12 protein-coding genes, 1 pseudogene and 1 riboswitch are annotated in these 13,227 nt (G+C 72.4%); of the genes and pseudogenes, 7 read left to right on the top strand and 6 right to left on the bottom strand.

Features of this window, described 5'->3' with window-relative positions; all coding sequences use genetic code 11:
* Nucleotides 1-71 precede the first annotated feature (71 nt).
* Complete coding sequence (locus OG462_RS26975) at nt 72-1,361, bottom strand: metallophosphoesterase (RefSeq protein ID WP_406061435.1); 1,290 nt, start codon at nt 1,359-1,361, stop codon at nt 72-74.
* A 33-nt stretch (nt 1,362-1,394) separates the two neighbouring features.
* Nucleotides 1,395-1,640: an SCO4848 family membrane protein gene (locus OG462_RS26970; protein ID WP_406061433.1), complete on the bottom strand. Its 246-nt coding sequence runs from the start codon at nt 1,638-1,640 to the stop codon at nt 1,395-1,397.
* 109 nt (nt 1,641-1,749) lie between these two features.
* On the opposite strand from OG462_RS26970, the gene OG462_RS26965 reads away from it, so the two are divergent.
* Nucleotides 1,750-3,018, top strand: coding sequence for a D-alanyl-D-alanine carboxypeptidase family protein (locus tag OG462_RS26965; protein WP_406061431.1), 1,269 nt, complete (start codon nt 1,750-1,752; stop codon nt 3,016-3,018).
* Here OG462_RS26965 and OG462_RS26960 read toward each other — a convergent pair.
* On the bottom strand, nt 2,942-3,934 hold the full coding sequence (locus OG462_RS26960) for a YihY/virulence factor BrkB family protein (protein WP_406066734.1): 993 nt from the start codon (nt 3,932-3,934) through the stop codon (nt 2,942-2,944). The two genes, OG462_RS26965 and OG462_RS26960, sit on opposite strands and share 77 nt — an antisense overlap.
* Before the next feature lie 233 nt (nt 3,935-4,167).
* Between OG462_RS26960 and OG462_RS26955 the strand changes: the two genes are divergently transcribed.
* Entirely contained in the window at nt 4,168-5,544 is a 1,377-nt protein-coding gene (locus OG462_RS26955) for an FAD-binding protein (protein WP_406061429.1), read from the top strand.
* Nucleotides 5,545-5,552: 8 nt separating this feature from the next.
* Nucleotides 5,553-6,308, top strand: coding sequence for a decaprenylphospho-beta-D-erythro-pentofuranosid-2-ulose 2-reductase (locus tag OG462_RS26950; protein ID WP_406061427.1), 756 nt, complete (start codon nt 5,553-5,555; stop codon nt 6,306-6,308).
* A 98-nt stretch (nt 6,309-6,406) separates the two neighbouring features.
* Here OG462_RS26950 and OG462_RS26945 read toward each other — a convergent pair whose 3' ends face one another.
* Both OG462_RS26945 and trpS read right to left on the bottom strand, forming a co-directional pair.
* Nucleotides 6,407-7,003 carry a 2'-5' RNA ligase family protein gene (locus OG462_RS26945; RefSeq protein ID WP_406061425.1) on the bottom strand — a complete coding sequence of 199 codons (597 nt, stop codon included), beginning with the start codon at nt 7,001-7,003 and terminating at the stop codon, nt 6,407-6,409.
* A gap of 91 nt (nt 7,004-7,094) precedes the next feature.
* Nucleotides 7,095-8,108 (bottom strand): tryptophan--tRNA ligase, encoded by a 1,014-nt coding sequence (gene trpS, locus OG462_RS26940; RefSeq protein ID WP_406061423.1) that lies wholly within the window; start codon nt 8,106-8,108, stop codon nt 7,095-7,097.
* A 56-nt stretch (nt 8,109-8,164) separates the two neighbouring features.
* On the opposite strand from trpS, the pseudogene OG462_RS26935 reads away from it, so the two are divergent.
* A pseudogene (locus tag OG462_RS26935) lies at nt 8,165-8,772 on the top strand (RNA polymerase sigma factor).
* Nucleotides 8,765-9,580: a hypothetical protein gene (locus OG462_RS26930; RefSeq protein WP_406061421.1), complete on the top strand. Its 816-nt coding sequence runs from the start codon at nt 8,765-8,767 to the stop codon at nt 9,578-9,580. Before OG462_RS26935 ends, OG462_RS26930 begins: the two are co-directional and overlap by 8 nt.
* A gap of 21 nt (nt 9,581-9,601) precedes the next feature.
* On the opposite strand, the gene glyA is transcribed toward OG462_RS26930, so the two are convergent.
* Complete coding sequence (gene glyA, locus OG462_RS26925; protein WP_406061419.1) at nt 9,602-10,879, bottom strand: serine hydroxymethyltransferase; 1,278 nt, start codon at nt 10,877-10,879, stop codon at nt 9,602-9,604.
* A 73-nt stretch (nt 10,880-10,952) separates the two neighbouring features.
* A riboswitch (ZMP/ZTP riboswitch) is annotated at nt 10,953-11,043 on the bottom strand.
* A gap of 182 nt (nt 11,044-11,225) precedes the next feature.
* Here glyA and rocD point away from each other — a divergent pair.
* Complete coding sequence (gene rocD, locus OG462_RS26920) at nt 11,226-12,434, top strand: ornithine--oxo-acid transaminase (protein ID WP_406061418.1); 1,209 nt, start codon at nt 11,226-11,228, stop codon at nt 12,432-12,434.
* Nucleotides 12,435-12,525: 91 nt separating this feature from the next.
* The gene (locus tag OG462_RS26915; RefSeq protein ID WP_406061416.1) at nt 12,526-13,221 is read left to right on the top strand and encodes a polysaccharide deacetylase family protein; all 696 of its coding nucleotides are present in this window, start codon (nt 12,526-12,528) and stop codon (nt 13,219-13,221) included.
* Nucleotides 13,222-13,227: the final 6 nt, after the last annotated feature.

Below are 13,227 nucleotides of genomic sequence, written 5' to 3'. Positions count from 1 at the left end.
TCCGGGAAATGCGAATTTAAGTCGATGAGCAGCACGTATCGGTCTCGGCGCAGGGAGTGACCCTGCCCCGATTACGCCTGTTTCGAGGCGAGTTCGACGACGGTGATGTCCGAGGGCGCCCCGACCCGGACCGGAGGTCCCCAGGCGCCCGCGCCGCGCGAGACGTACAGCTGGGTGTCCCCGTACCGTTCCAGCCCGGCGACGGTCGGGTTGGCGAGTTCGGCGAGGTAGTTGCCGGGCCAGAGCTGACCGCCGTGGGTGTGGCCGGAGAGCTGGAGGTCCACACCGTGGCGTACGGCGTCGTGGACGACGATCGGCTGGTGCGCGAGGAGGACCGCGGCGCGGGCCCGGTCGCGGTCGCCGAGCGCCCGTGCGAAGTCGGGGCCCTGGCCCTCGCTCTCCCCCGCGACGTCGTCGACGCCGGCGAGGTCGAAGCCGGCCGCCACCTCCACGCGCTCGTTGCGCAGCGGGCGCAGGCCGAGCTCACGGACGTGGTCGACCCAGGCGTCGGCGCCCGAGAAGTACTCGTGGTTGCCGGTCACGAAGAACGAGCCGTGCCGGGCGCGGAGCCGCGCGAGGGGCTCGGCTGCGGAGCCGAGGTTCTCGACGGTCCCGTCGACGAGGTCGCCGACGACCGCGATCAGATCGGGCTGGGTGGCGTTGATGGTGTCGACGATGCGCTGGGTGTGGGCGCGGCCGAGGATCGGTCCGAGGTGGATGTCGGAGACGACGGCGATCCGGTAGCCGTGCGCGGCGCGCGGGATCTTGGCGAGCGGGACGGTGACCCGCTTGACCCGGGGGCCGCGCAGCACTCCGTACGTGCCGTAGCCGACGGTCCCGACGGCGGCGGCGGCCGCGGCGCCGCCGACGACCCGGGAGACGAAGAGACGTCGGGAGACGTCGGTGGCCGGAGGGGCGGCCGGGGCCGGAGAGTCGGCCGGGGCCGGAGGGTCGGCCAGGGCCGGTTCGGCCGGCTCCTCGGGGGCGGGGGGCACGTGTTCCGAAACCGGCGCCGGCACGGGCGCCGGGGCCGCGGCCTGCGCACGGCGGGTGAGCCATCGGAACAGGACCGGGCGGACGGCCTCGCCGACGGCCAGGGCCAGGGTGACGTACAGGAGCAGGGCGAGCCAGAGGAAGCCCGGCCAGGCGACGACCTGCTGGAGCAGGAACGGGGCCCCGGCGCGGGAGGAGGCGAGGGCCGCGAACGACAGCAGCGGGAGCGCCACGACGGCGGCCGTGCCGAGGCGGCGCGGCAGGCTTCCGCGCGTCGTGACGTCACGCACGAGGCGCCGCCACACGTACCAGTGGACCGCACCGAGCAGCGCGAGCACCACGATCAGGACCAGCAGGAAGACGACCACGCCCCGGAACCCCTCTTCTCCGCTTGCGCGGTTCTAGCCGTTTTCGCGGCGCACGGCACGCACCCCACGCAACCCGAGCACTCCGATCACCGTCCCCAGGACAAAGGACGTGACGGCAAGCAGCAGATGAACCCAGAAGTAGGCCGTCGGGTCGCCCGCGTCGTCGAACGCGAGGCCACTCCCGTCGTTCCACAGGTTCTTGACGAAAGTGATCCAGATGAACCAGCTCCACACCCCGAAGGCGAGCAGGAACCAGGAGACGCGACGGCTGAACTTCATGACCCCAGTATCACCGTCCGCCCCACTGGCCCCGCGGACGGGTGGACGAGCCCGGGCGAACCGCCTGCCGGGGTTCGGATCCTTGTTCCGTACCTGTACGTTCACGACCGTGTCTGCTTCGAAGAAGACCGCTTGGGCGGTCACCGCTGCGCTGTTCCTGCCGCTCGTCGTCGCCGTGCCCGCCCATGCGGACACGAAGGACGAGAAGGACAAGCAGCCCAAGCCCCCGAACGCGATGTCCTCGCTCGGCGGCCCCCTGCTCGGCAACCCCGGTACACAGGTGAAGCTGGGGCCCGGCGCCCCGGTGCTGCCGAAGGAACTCTCCGGCCGTTCCTGGATCGTCGCGGACGCGGAGAACGGCGAGATCCTCGCCTCGCACAACGCGCACTGGCCGCTCGCCCCGGCCTCCACCCTCAAGATGCTCTTCGCGGACACCCTGCTGCCGAAGTTCCCCGACTCGCAGCGCAAGCACCTCGTCACCACCACCGACCTGGCCGGGATAGGAGCGGGCTCCAGCCTGGTCGGCATCAAGGAGAAGCAGACCTACACCGTCCACGACCTGTGGCTCGGCGTGTTCCTCCGCTCGGGCAACGACGCCGTGCACGTCCTGACCAGCATGAACAACGGCCTGCGCCAGACCGTGAAGGACATGAACGACCACGCGGCCGAGCTCCAGGCGCTCGACACCCATGTGGTCTCCCCGGACGGCTACGACGCCCCGGGCCAGGTCTCCTCCGCGTACGACCTGACACTCATCGCCCGCCACGGCATGCAGAACAAGGACTTCCGCGCGTACGCCGCCACGCCCCGCGCCGCCTTCCCCGGCGAGCAGAAGCCGGGCAAGAAGCGCGAGACCTTCGAGATCCAGAACACCAACCGGCTGCTCACCGGTGACCTCGGCGTCGCCCCGTACCAGGGCATCGCCGGTGTCAAGAACGGCAACACCACGCACGCGGGTGCCACCTTCACGGGTGTCGCCGAGCGGAACGGCAAGGTCCTGCTCGTCACCGTGATGAACCCCTCCTCGAAGGAGCAGCACGCCGTCTACCGCGAGGCCGCCCGGCTGCTCGACTGGGGCTTCGCGGCGGCGGGGAAGGTGACCCCGGTCGGCGAGCTGGTGCGGCCGCTGTCCGCCGGTGCGGAGACGACCGCCCCGGACGACGGCTCTGCCCCGGCCCCCGGCAAGAACGCCCCGAAGGGCACCGTCCACGCGGCCGCCGAAGAGCGGTCCGGCGGCGTCGGGATCGCGCTCGGTGTGGCGGGCGGGGCCCTCGTGCTCCTCGCCGGCGCGGTCTTCCTGGTCAACCGTCGCTGGCCGCTGGCCGGGGCGGGGGGCCGCCGTCGCCGTTCGCGCCGGACTCCGGACGTGAACCCGTAGCGGACTCGGGCCGCGCCTCGGCCTCGGGTCGAGCGTCGGACTCGGGCCGCGCCTCGGACTCGGACTCCCGACGGGAGTCCGTGGCCGTCCACGCGGCGCAGTACAGCAGCAGCTTCGCGGTGAAGTTGATCCAGAGCAGCAGGGCGATCGGCACGCCGAACGCCCCGTACATCGACTTCGCCGCGACGCCCCTCATGTAGCCGCCGAGCAGCAGCTTGAGCAGCTCGAAGCCGACCGCGCCCATCAGCGCCGCCACGACGAGCCGGCGGCGCGGCGGGTGCACGCCGGGCAGCAGGGTCAGGACGTACAACAGGATCAGGAAGTCGGCGACGACGGCGACCAGGACGGCGGCCACCTGGAGGAAGAAACCGCCCGCGCCGTCGCTCGAGATGCCGATCCGGTCGGCGCTCCAGCCGACGGCGGTGGAGCCGAGCCAGGACGCTGCGAGCGAGGCGAGGGCGACGCCGCCGAGGCCGATGAGGATGAGCGCGTCCTTGCCCTTGAGCAGGATCGGGTTGCCCTCGATGTCGTCGAGTCCCCACACCGCGCGCAGGCAGTCCCGCATGGCGCCGATCCAGCTGATGCCGGTGAGGAGCAGGATCGCGCCGGCGACGAGTCCGACGGTGCCGGCGTTGTCGACGAGCCCGCTGATGTTGAGCTGGTCGGAGATGCCGGGCACCTGGTCGCTGATCTTCTCCTCGATCCGGTCGAGCTGCTCCTTGCTGAGGAGCGCGGCCCCGACCGCCGCGGCGACGGTGATCAGCGGGAAGAGCGCGAGGAAGGAGAGGAAGGTGATCGCGGCGGCGAGCCGGGTCCAGTGGGCCGCGTCGAGGGTCTCGTACGAGCGCCAGGCGTGGGTCCGCATGAGCCGGGCGACCCATGGGCCGATGACGGGGAGCTTGGTCAGCCAGTCCATGTCGTACGTCTGCCCCTCGATCCGTTCGGGTGCGCGGAGAGCGCAGTACGAGAATCCCCCGGCGGGGCTCGCGGAGCCGCGAGCGACATCCCGCACCCCGCGAGCGGCACCCCGTACATCGCCGTCCGTCGGGGGCTTCGGGGATTCTTTCCCGACACTCCTTTAATCACCCATTTCGACGAACCGCTCTGCAATACCGGCATAAGCGACAGAGGCGGCTATACGGTCCCCCCATGGCTGTCGAGACCCACGTCCTGGACGACGACTGCGAAACGCTCACCGGCTGGGGGCGCACCGCCCCGACCCTCGCGCGCGTGCACCGGCCCCGCGGTCACGCCGAGGCGGCCGCCGCCGTCCGCGCCTGCGGGACCCGCGGTGCGATCGCCCGCGGTCTCGGGCGCGCCTACGGCGACGCCGCACAGAACGCCGGCGGCACCGTCCTCGACATGACCGGCCTCGACCGGATCCTGGCCGTCGACGCCACCGCCGGGCTCGTCGTCTGCGAGGCCGGCGTCAGCCTGCACCGGCTGATGGAGGCACTGCTGCCGCTCGGCTGGTTCGTCCCGGTCACCCCCGGAACCCGGTACGTCACCGTCGGCGGCGCGATCGGCGCCGACGTCCACGGCACGAACCACCACGTCTCCGGCTCCTTCGGCCGGCACGTGACCGCGCTCGAACTCCTCACCGCCGACGGCGAGATCAGGACCGTGCTGCCCGGCACCCCGCTCTTCGACGCCACCACCGGCGGCCTGGGCCTGACCGGCGTGATCCTCTCCGCCACCCTGCGGCTGCTGCCCGTCGAGACCTCGCTCATGACCGTGGACACCGAGCGCGCCCGCGACCTCGACGAGCTGATGGCCCGGCTCACCGCCACCGACCACCGGTACCGCTACTCCGTCGCCCGGATCGACCTGCTCGCCCGGGGCGCCGCCACCGGCCGCGCCGTCCTCACGCGCGGCGACCACGCCCCGTACGACGCGCTGCCCCGCCGCCACCGGGCCCGCCGCGCACCGCTCGCGTTCCGGCCCGGACGGCTGCCCGCCCCGCCGCCGTACGTCCCCGGCGGGCTGCTCGGACGGACCACGGCCGGGCTCCTCAACGAGCTCCGGTACCGCACGGCGCCCCGCGCGAGCACCGGCCGGCTCCAGACGCTCGCCGCCTTCCTCCACCCGCTCGACGCCGTCCCGCACTGGAACCGGATCTACGGGCGCGCGGGGTTCGTCCCGTACCAGTTCGCCGTCCCGTACGGACAGGAGGAGGCCCTGCGGAAGGTGATCCGGCGGATCGCGGACCGCGGCTGCCCCTCCCTCCACGCCGTCCTCAAGCGCTTCGGCGCGGGCGACCCCGGCTGGCTGTCGTTCCCCCTGCCGGGCTGGACCCTCGCCCTCGACCTGCCCACCGGTCTCCCCGGGCTCGGCGCCTTCCTCGACGCGCTCGACGAGGAGGTCGTGGGCGCGGGCGGCCGCGTCCACCTCGCCAAGGACTCCCGCGTACGGCCGGAGACGCTGGCCGCGATGTACCCGCGGCTCGACGAGTTCCGGGCGCTGCGCGCCGCGCTCGACCCCCGGTCCGTCTTCACCTCCGACCTTGCCCGCCGCCTCGACCTCTAGGAGCCCCCATGAAGGACGCCTTCGGTGCCCCGCAGTCCCTGCTCGTCCTCGGCGGCACCTCCGAGATCGGACTCGCCACCGCCCGCCGGCTGATCGCCCGCCGTACCCGTACCGTCTGGCTCGCCGGGCGCCCCTCCCCCGCGCTCACCGCCGCCGCCGACTCGCTGCGGGCGCTGGGCGCGGACGTGCGCACCGTCCCGTTCGACGCGCTCGACACCGAGTCGCACGAGGAACGGCTCGGCAAGATCTTCACCGAGGGCGACATCGACATGGTGCTGCTCGCGTTCGGGGTCCTCGGCGACCAGGCGCGCGACGAGTCCGACCCGGTCGCCGCCGTCCGCGTCGCGCAGACCAACTACACGGGCGCCGTCTCGGCCGGCCTGGTGTGCGCGGGCGCGCTCCAGGCGCAGGGGCACGGCTCGCTGGTGGTGCTCTCGTCGGTGGCGGGCGAGCGGGCCCGGCGCGCCGACTTCATCTACGGCTCGTCGAAGGCGGGGCTCGACGCCTTCGCCCAGGGCCTCGGGGACGCGTTGCACGGCACCGGAGTGCACGTCATGGTCGTACGGCCGGGATTCGTCCGCTCTAAGATGACGGCCGGGCTCGCGGAGGCGCCGCTCGCGACCACGCCGGAGGCGGTCGCGGGCGCGATCGAACTGGGGCTGCGGCGCCGCTCCGAGACGGTGTGGGTGCCGGGGGCGCTGCGGATGGTGATGGCGGCGGTACGGCACGTGCCGAGGCCGCTGTTCCGGCGGCTGCCGGTGTGAGGCTTTCGGGCCGGATACCGGTCGGCCGGGGTCGGTCAGGGTCGGTCGGCCGGGGTCGGTCAGCCGGTGCGAGGCTCTTGCGGCCGGCTCTTCCCGCGTCAGCCGGCGGGCGTGACCGTCGGCGTGTCGACCGGGCTGCCGCCCTGCGCCGGGACGGCCGAGATGGGGCGGCCGCTGCCGAACTCGTAGTCGTACAGCTTCCGCCACACGCCGTCTGCGCCCTGCTCGTACAGCGCGAAGGAACGGCAGTTCCAGGCCGCCTCGTAACCGGCGAGCTCCTCGAACGCCCGGTCCATCCCCTCCTCGGAGATGGCGTGCGCCACAGTGACGTGCGGGTGGTACGGGAACTGCAGCTCGCGCGCGAGCGGGCCCGCCTCGTCCCGGATCTGGTGCTGGAGCCGACTGCAGAGGGGCACGCCCTCCCTGAGCTTCACGAAGACGACCGGCGAGAGCGGCCGGAAGGTCCCGGTGCCCTTCAGTCGTACCGGGAACGGCAGGCAGCCGGCGGCGACACCGGCGAGGTGCGCCTCGATCTCCGGCAGCCGCTCCTCCTCGACCTCGGTCGGCGGGAGGAGCGTGACATGGGTGGGGATGCCGTACGCAGCCGGATCCCCGAAGCCGGCGCGCCGCTCCTGGAGCAGGCTGCCGTAGGGCTCCGGGACCGCGATCGAAACGCCGAGCGTTACGGTCCCCACGTCGTTCTCCTCCGTCGTCGGTCGACTTGTGTCGGGTGGTGCAGCCGCCAGTGTGCGGCCTGCACCACCCTTTGGGCCAGGGCCCTTGGTCTCAGTGCTTGGCGGGCAGGAAGCCCATGCGCTCGTACGTCTGCGCCAGCGTCTCGGCGGCGACCGCGCGGGCCTTCTCGGCTCCCTTGGCCAGGACCGAGTCCAGCGTCTCCGGGTCGTCCAGGTATTCCTGGGTGCGGGCCCGGAACGGCGTGACGAAGTCCACCATGACCTCGGCGAGATCCGTCTTCAGCGCGCCGTACATCTTGCCCTCGTAGCTCTTCACCAGGTCCTCGACGGACGTGGCGGTGAGCGTGGACATGATGGTGAGCAGGTTGGAGACGCCGGCCTTGTTCGCCGGGTCGAAACGGATCACCGTGTCGGTGTCGGTGACCGCGCTCTTGACCTTCTTGGCGGTGACCTTCGGGTCGTCCAGGAGGTTGATGAGGCCCTTCGGCGTGGACGCCGACTTGCTCATCTTGATCGCCGGGTCCTGGAGGTCGTAGATCTTCGCCGTCTCCTTGAGGATGTACGGCGCCGGGATCGTGAACGTCTTGCCGAAGCGGCCGTTGAAGCGCTCCGCGAGATCGCGGGTCAGCTCGATGTGCTGGCGCTGGTCCTCGCCGACCGGGACCTGGTTGGCCTGGTAGAGCAGGATGTCCGCGACCTGGAGGATCGGGTAGGTGAAGAGGCCGACGGTGGCGCGGTCGGCGCCCTGCTTGGCGGACTTGTCCTTGAACTGGGTCATGCGGGAGGCCTCGCCGAAGCCGGTGAGGCAGTTCATGACCCAGCCGAGCTGGGCGTGCTCGGGGACGTGGCTCTGGACGAACAGGGTGCAGTGCTCGGGGTCGAGACCGGCGGCGAGCAGCTGGGCCGCGGCGAGCCGGGTGTTGGCACGCAGCTCGGCGGGGTCCTGCGGGACCGTGATCGCGTGCAGGTCGACGACCATGTAGAAGGCGTCGTGGGTCTCCTGGAGGGCGACCCACTGGCGGACGGCGCCGAGGTAGTTGCCGAGGTGGAACGAGCCTGCCGTGGGCTGGATTCCGGAGAGCACGCGGGGACTGTCAGAGGCCATGCACATCATTCTCTCAGGTGTGGGAACCGATCCCCGACTGCCGGTGTATCAAAGGTGTGAGGACGCGGGAGGGGGGCCTGGTCGACGACGAGGCCGTGGTGATCGCACGGGTGCGCGCCGGAGAGCCGGAGGCGTACGCGGAGCTGGTCCGCGCGTACACGGCGGTCGCGCTGAGAGCGGCCGTGGCGTGCGGTGCGGGCGCGGAGGCCGAGGACGTGGTGCAGCAGGCCTTCTTCAAGGCGTACCGCTCGCTCGGGCGCTTCAAGGAGGGCTCGGCGTTCCGGCCGTGGCTGCTGCGGATCGTCGTCAATGAGACCAGGAACACAGTGCGGTCGGCGGGTCGCCGGCGGGCCGTCGCCGATCGGGAGGCGGAACTCCTCGGGGGCGAGCCGCGGATACCCGAGTCGGCGGATCCGGCGGTCGCGGCGGTGGAGCGGGAGCGGAGCAGACGGCTCCTCGAAGCACTCGACGGACTGAGCGAGGACCACCGGCAGGTGGTGATCAACCGCTATCTCCTCGAGCTGGACGAGACGGAGACGGCCCAGGCGCTCGGCTGGCCGAAGGGGACGGTGAAGTCCCGGCTGAGCCGGCGCTGAAGAAGCTGGGCCTGGTGCTTGAGGAAGGCCTGACGGAAGGACCGGAGGGAGGTGAGGAGCATGGCTGACGAGGGTCTGCCGGACGAGCTGAGGGAGCTGGGACGGCGACTGCGCGTGCCGGACGTGGACGGGGAGTCGATGGCCGAGCGGGTGCTCGCCCAGCTCCTCGCCGAGCAGGTGCCACCACCGGAGCCGGGCCGGCCCGGGCCGGCCCGGCTCCGGTGGTGGACAGCGGCGTGGACGGCGGTACGGGGATGGGTGCGGGAGCGGTGGCGGGCCCTGGTGGCGGGCCTGACCGGGGTGCTGATCGTCCTGGTGCTCACCCCGCCGGTGCGGGCGGCGGTGGCGGAGTGGTTCGGCTTCGGCGGGGTCGCCGTGCGGTACGACCCGGACGGGCGTCACGTCCCGGCCGGCGGTGCGGTGCCGGGGTGCCCGGAACCGGTGCCGGCGGCGGAGGCGGGGCGGCTCGCGGGCTTCGAGCCGCTGATACCGAAGGCGCTCGGCGCGCCGGACGCGGTGGCGGTGACGGGGTCGGCCGAGCGGGGCCGGGCGGTGATCAGCCTGTGCTGGCGCGACGGGGGGCGGACCGTCCGGCTGGACGAGTTCCCGGCCCGGCTGGACATCGGCTTCGCCAAGCAGGTGCGGACGCAGCCCGAGTGGGTCGATCTCCCGGACGGCGCGCAGGGCTACTGGTTCGCGGCCCCGCACCTGCTGACGTTCCCGATGACGGACGGGACGGGCTCGGCCTGGACCCATGAGGTCCGCACGGCGGGCCCCACGCTCCTCTGGACGAGGAACGGGGGCGCGCTCACCTTCCGCCTGGAGGGCATACCGGACCGCGAGGAGGCCCGCCGGGCGGCGGAGTCGGTCGACTGAGGGCCGCGCGGATCGCGTGGGTCAGACCGGGAGGCCGGGGGCCGGGAAGGCGGTCAGCAGGTCGGCGACCTCCGCACGGATCGTGGCGAGGGCCTGCTCGTCGCCCGTGCCGGCGGCGGCGACACCGCGGTCGATCCAGTCGGCGACCTGGGTCATGTGCTCCGTGGTGAGGCCTCGGGAGGTGAGGGAAGGGGTGCCGATGCGGATGCCCGAGGGGTCGAACGGCTTCCGGGGGTCGTAGGGGACGGTGTTGTAGTTGACGACGATGCCCGCCCGGTCGAGGGCCTTCGCGGCGATCTTGCCGGGGACCTGCTTGGGGGTGAGGTCCATCAGGATCAGGTGGTTGTCGGTGCCGCCGGAGACGAGGTCGAAGCCACGGGCGAGGAGCGCCTCGGCGAGGGCCTTGGCGTTGGCGACGACGGCGTGGGCGTAGTCGCGGAAGGAGGGCTGGGAGGCCTCGCGGAGAGCGACGGCGATGGCCGCGGTGGTCTGGTTGTGCGGGCCGCCCTGGAGGCCGGGGAAGACGGCCTTGTCGAGGGCCTTGGCGTGCTCCTCGCGGGACATGAGCATGGCGCCGCGCGGGCCGCGGAGGGTCTTGTGGGTGGTCGTGGAGATGACGTCCACGTACGGGACCGGGGACGGGTGGGCGCCGCCCGCGATGAGGCCGGCGATGTGGGCGACGTCGGCGACGAGCACTGCACCGGACTCACGGGCGATCTCGCCGAAGGCGGCGAAGTCGATCGTGCGGGGCAGCGCGGTGCCGCCGCAGAAGATCACCTTGGGGCGTTCCTTGAGGGCCAGCTCGCGGACCTCGTCGAAGTCGACGAGACCCGTGTCCTGGCGGACGCCGTACTGGACGCCGCGGAACCACTTGCCGGTGGCGGAGACGCCCCAGCCGTGGGTGAGGTGGCCGCCCATGGGCAGGGCCATGCCCATGACGGTGTCGCCGGGCTCGGCGAAGGCGAGGTAGACGGCGAGGTTGGCCGGGGAGCCGGAGTAGGGCTGGACGTTGGCGTGGTCGACGCCGAAGACGGCCTTGGCGCGCTCGACGGCGAGGGTCTCGACCTGGTCGATGTTCTGCTGGCCCTCGTAGTAGCGGCGGCCGGGGTAGCCCTCGCTGTACTTGTTCTGGAGGACGGTGCCGGAGGCTTCGAGGACGGCGGCGGAGACGTAGTTCTCGCTCGGGATGAGGCGCAGGGTCTCGGCCTGGAGGCGTTCCTCGGCGCCGACGAGGGCGGCGAGCTCGGGGTCGGCGGCGGCGAGTGCGGGGTGCTGGTACTGGTGCTGCGGGACGGTCATGGTGGTGTCCTCCGGGCGACGGCGGATCCCGGGGCACTGCGTGAGAGGCGCGGCGCCACGCGGGACTTCGGTCCCGTGACGCCCAGGCGGGCGGCGTCTCGTGTGGTCTGCCGCGCACGACTCCCCCGGGGTCGCTTCCCCGTGCGCCAGTCGCCGTGCGTGTTTTCAGAGTAGCGGGTGTCTTGTCGGTCAGGCCGGATCGGGGAGCGGGGTCTGACCGACAAGACACCCGCAAAGGGCGCGCCGCGCGCGAGGTTTCCCGGTCCGGCATCCGAGCGACGATAGAAACAGGGGCCACACCCCCTCGTCGGGGTCATCCCCGAGCCGCAGGACGAACGGAGATCCCGTGTCGAGCACACAAGACGCGATCGCTTCGGCAGAGGCGCACAGCGCTCACAACTACCACCCCCTGCCGGTCGTCGTCGCTTCGGCGGACGGCGCCTGGATGACCGATGTCGAGGGGCGCCGCTATCTCGACATGCTCGCCGGATACTCGGCGCTCAACTTCGGGCACGGCAACCGGCGCCTGATCGACGCGGCGAAGGCCCAGCTGGAGCGGGTGACGCTGACCTCGCGCGCGTTCCACCACGACCGGTTCGCCGAGTTCTGCACCCGGCTCGCCGAGCTGTGCGGCAAGGAGGCGGTGCTGCCGATGAACACCGGCGCGGAGGCGGTCGAGACGGCCGTGAAGACCGCCCGGAAGTGGGGGTACGAGGTGAAGGGCGTGCCGGACGGGCACGCGAAGATCGTGGTCGCGGCGAACAACTTCCACGGCAGGACGACGACGATCGTCAGCTTCTCCACGGACCACGAGGCCCGGGACCACTTCGGTCCGTACACGCCGGGGTTCGAGATCGTGCCGTACGGGGATCTGACGGCGATGGAGGCGGCGGTCACCGAGAACACGGTGGCGGTGCTGCTGGAACCGATCCAGGGCGAGGCGGGGGTCCTGGTGCCGCCGGCCGGCTATCTGGCGGGGGTGCGGGCGCTGACGCGCCGGCGGAACGTGCTGTTCATGGCGGACGAGATCCAGTCGGGTCTGGGCCGGACGGGCCGGACGTTCGCGTGCGAGCACGAGGGTGTGGTGCCGGACGTGTACATCCTGGGGAAGGCGCTGGGCGGCGGTGTGGTGCCGGTGTCGGCGGTGGTCGCCGACCGGGAGGTGCTCGGGGTGTTCCGGCCGGGTGAGCACGGGTCGACGTTCGGCGGGAACCCGCTGGCCTGTGCGGTGGCCCTGGAGGTGATCGCGATGCTGCGGACGGGCGAGTTCCAGGAGCGGGCGGCGGAGCTGGGCGAGCACCTGCACGCGGAGCTGGGGCTGCTGGTGGGCGGCGGTGCGGTGGAGGCGGTGCGCGGGCGCGGACTCTGGGCCGGGGTGGACATCGCGCCCTCGCGCGGCACGGGCCGGGAGATCTCGGAGAAGCTGATGGAGCGGGGTGTCCTGGTGAAGGACACCCACGGTTCGACGATCCGGATCGCGCCGCCGCTGGTCATCTCGAAGGAGGACCTGGACTGGGGTCTGGAGCAGCTGAGGGGCGTGCTGTCGGAGGAGTGACGGAGTCCGCTTGAAGGGGCGGCGGCCGTGGGCCGGCGCGGGACAACTCGGACCATTGACAGGGCAGTTGGTCTAGGCCAATGATGCCGCCATGCCGAGACTCCGTCTGCGTCACGCCGTGCGTGCCGCGCTCGCCGCCCTCGTCCCCCTCGCGCTCCTCGGCGCGGTCACGGGACCCGCGCACGCCGCCCCGAGGGCGGCCTGGTCCGAGCCCGTCCCGGTGGTCTCGCACGTCGAGACCACCGACCCCGTCGTCTTCATCACCATCGACGACGGCTGGTTCCACGACCCCGCCGCGGCGAAGCTGCTGCTCGACCGCCGGGTGCCCGCCTCGCTCTTCCTGCTCCCCGGCGCCTACTCGTACGACTCCGGCTACTTCCACACCCTGCTGAACCAGGGCCGTTCCCGCGTCGAGAACCACACCGTCAACCACCCGGACCTGACCACGCTCGACGCCGCCGGCCAGAAGGCGGAGGTCTGCGGGGCACGCGACCAGCACCTGGCCCAGTTCGGCGACGGTCCGCGGCTGCTGCGCCCGCCGTACGGCGTGTACGACGCGACCACCCGGACCACGGCCCGCGCCTGCGGGGCGAAGGCGCTGGTGGCGTGGACGTACGACCTCACCACCTGGGGCCAGTGGACCCCGCCGACGCCGGCCCTCAAGGCCGGCGACATCATCCTGCTGCACTTCAACGAGACCCTGGAGCAGGACCTGGAGCGGGCCCTCGCCGCGGCCGAGGCCGCCGGCCTGAAGCCCGCGCCGCTCAGGGAGTACATCCCGGAGTAGCCGGCC

Source organism: Streptomyces sp. NBC_01077, assembly GCF_045162855.1.
Classification (GTDB): Bacteria; Actinomycetota; Actinomycetes; order Streptomycetales; family Streptomycetaceae; genus Streptomyces.
This window is presented reverse-complemented; position numbering and strand designations above follow the sequence as displayed.

Excerpts from the sequence above, each read along its gene's own strand:
- OG462_RS26970 (WP_406061433.1), bottom strand. The coding sequence starts at position 1,640 with ATGAAGTTCAGCCGTCGCGTCTCCTGGTTCCTGCTCGCCTTCGGGGTG.
- OG462_RS26960 (WP_406066734.1), bottom strand. The coding sequence starts at position 3,934 with ATGGACTGGCTGACCAAGCTCCCCGTCATCGGCCCATGGGTCGCCCGG.
- OG462_RS26955 (WP_406061429.1), top strand. The coding sequence starts at position 4,168 with ATGGCTGTCGAGACCCACGTCCTGGACGACGACTGCGAAACGCTCACC.
- OG462_RS26950 (WP_406061427.1), top strand. The coding sequence starts at position 5,553 with ATGAAGGACGCCTTCGGTGCCCCGCAGTCCCTGCTCGTCCTCGGCGGC.
- trpS (WP_406061423.1), bottom strand. The coding sequence starts at position 8,108 with ATGGCCTCTGACAGTCCCCGCGTGCTCTCCGGAATCCAGCCCACGGCA.
- OG462_RS26930 (WP_406061421.1), top strand. The coding sequence starts at position 8,765 with ATGGCTGACGAGGGTCTGCCGGACGAGCTGAGGGAGCTGGGACGGCGA.
- glyA (WP_406061419.1), bottom strand. The coding sequence starts at position 10,879 with ATGACCGTCCCGCAGCACCAGTACCAGCACCCCGCACTCGCCGCCGCC.
- OG462_RS26915 (WP_406061416.1), top strand. The coding sequence starts at position 12,526 with ATGCCGAGACTCCGTCTGCGTCACGCCGTGCGTGCCGCGCTCGCCGCC.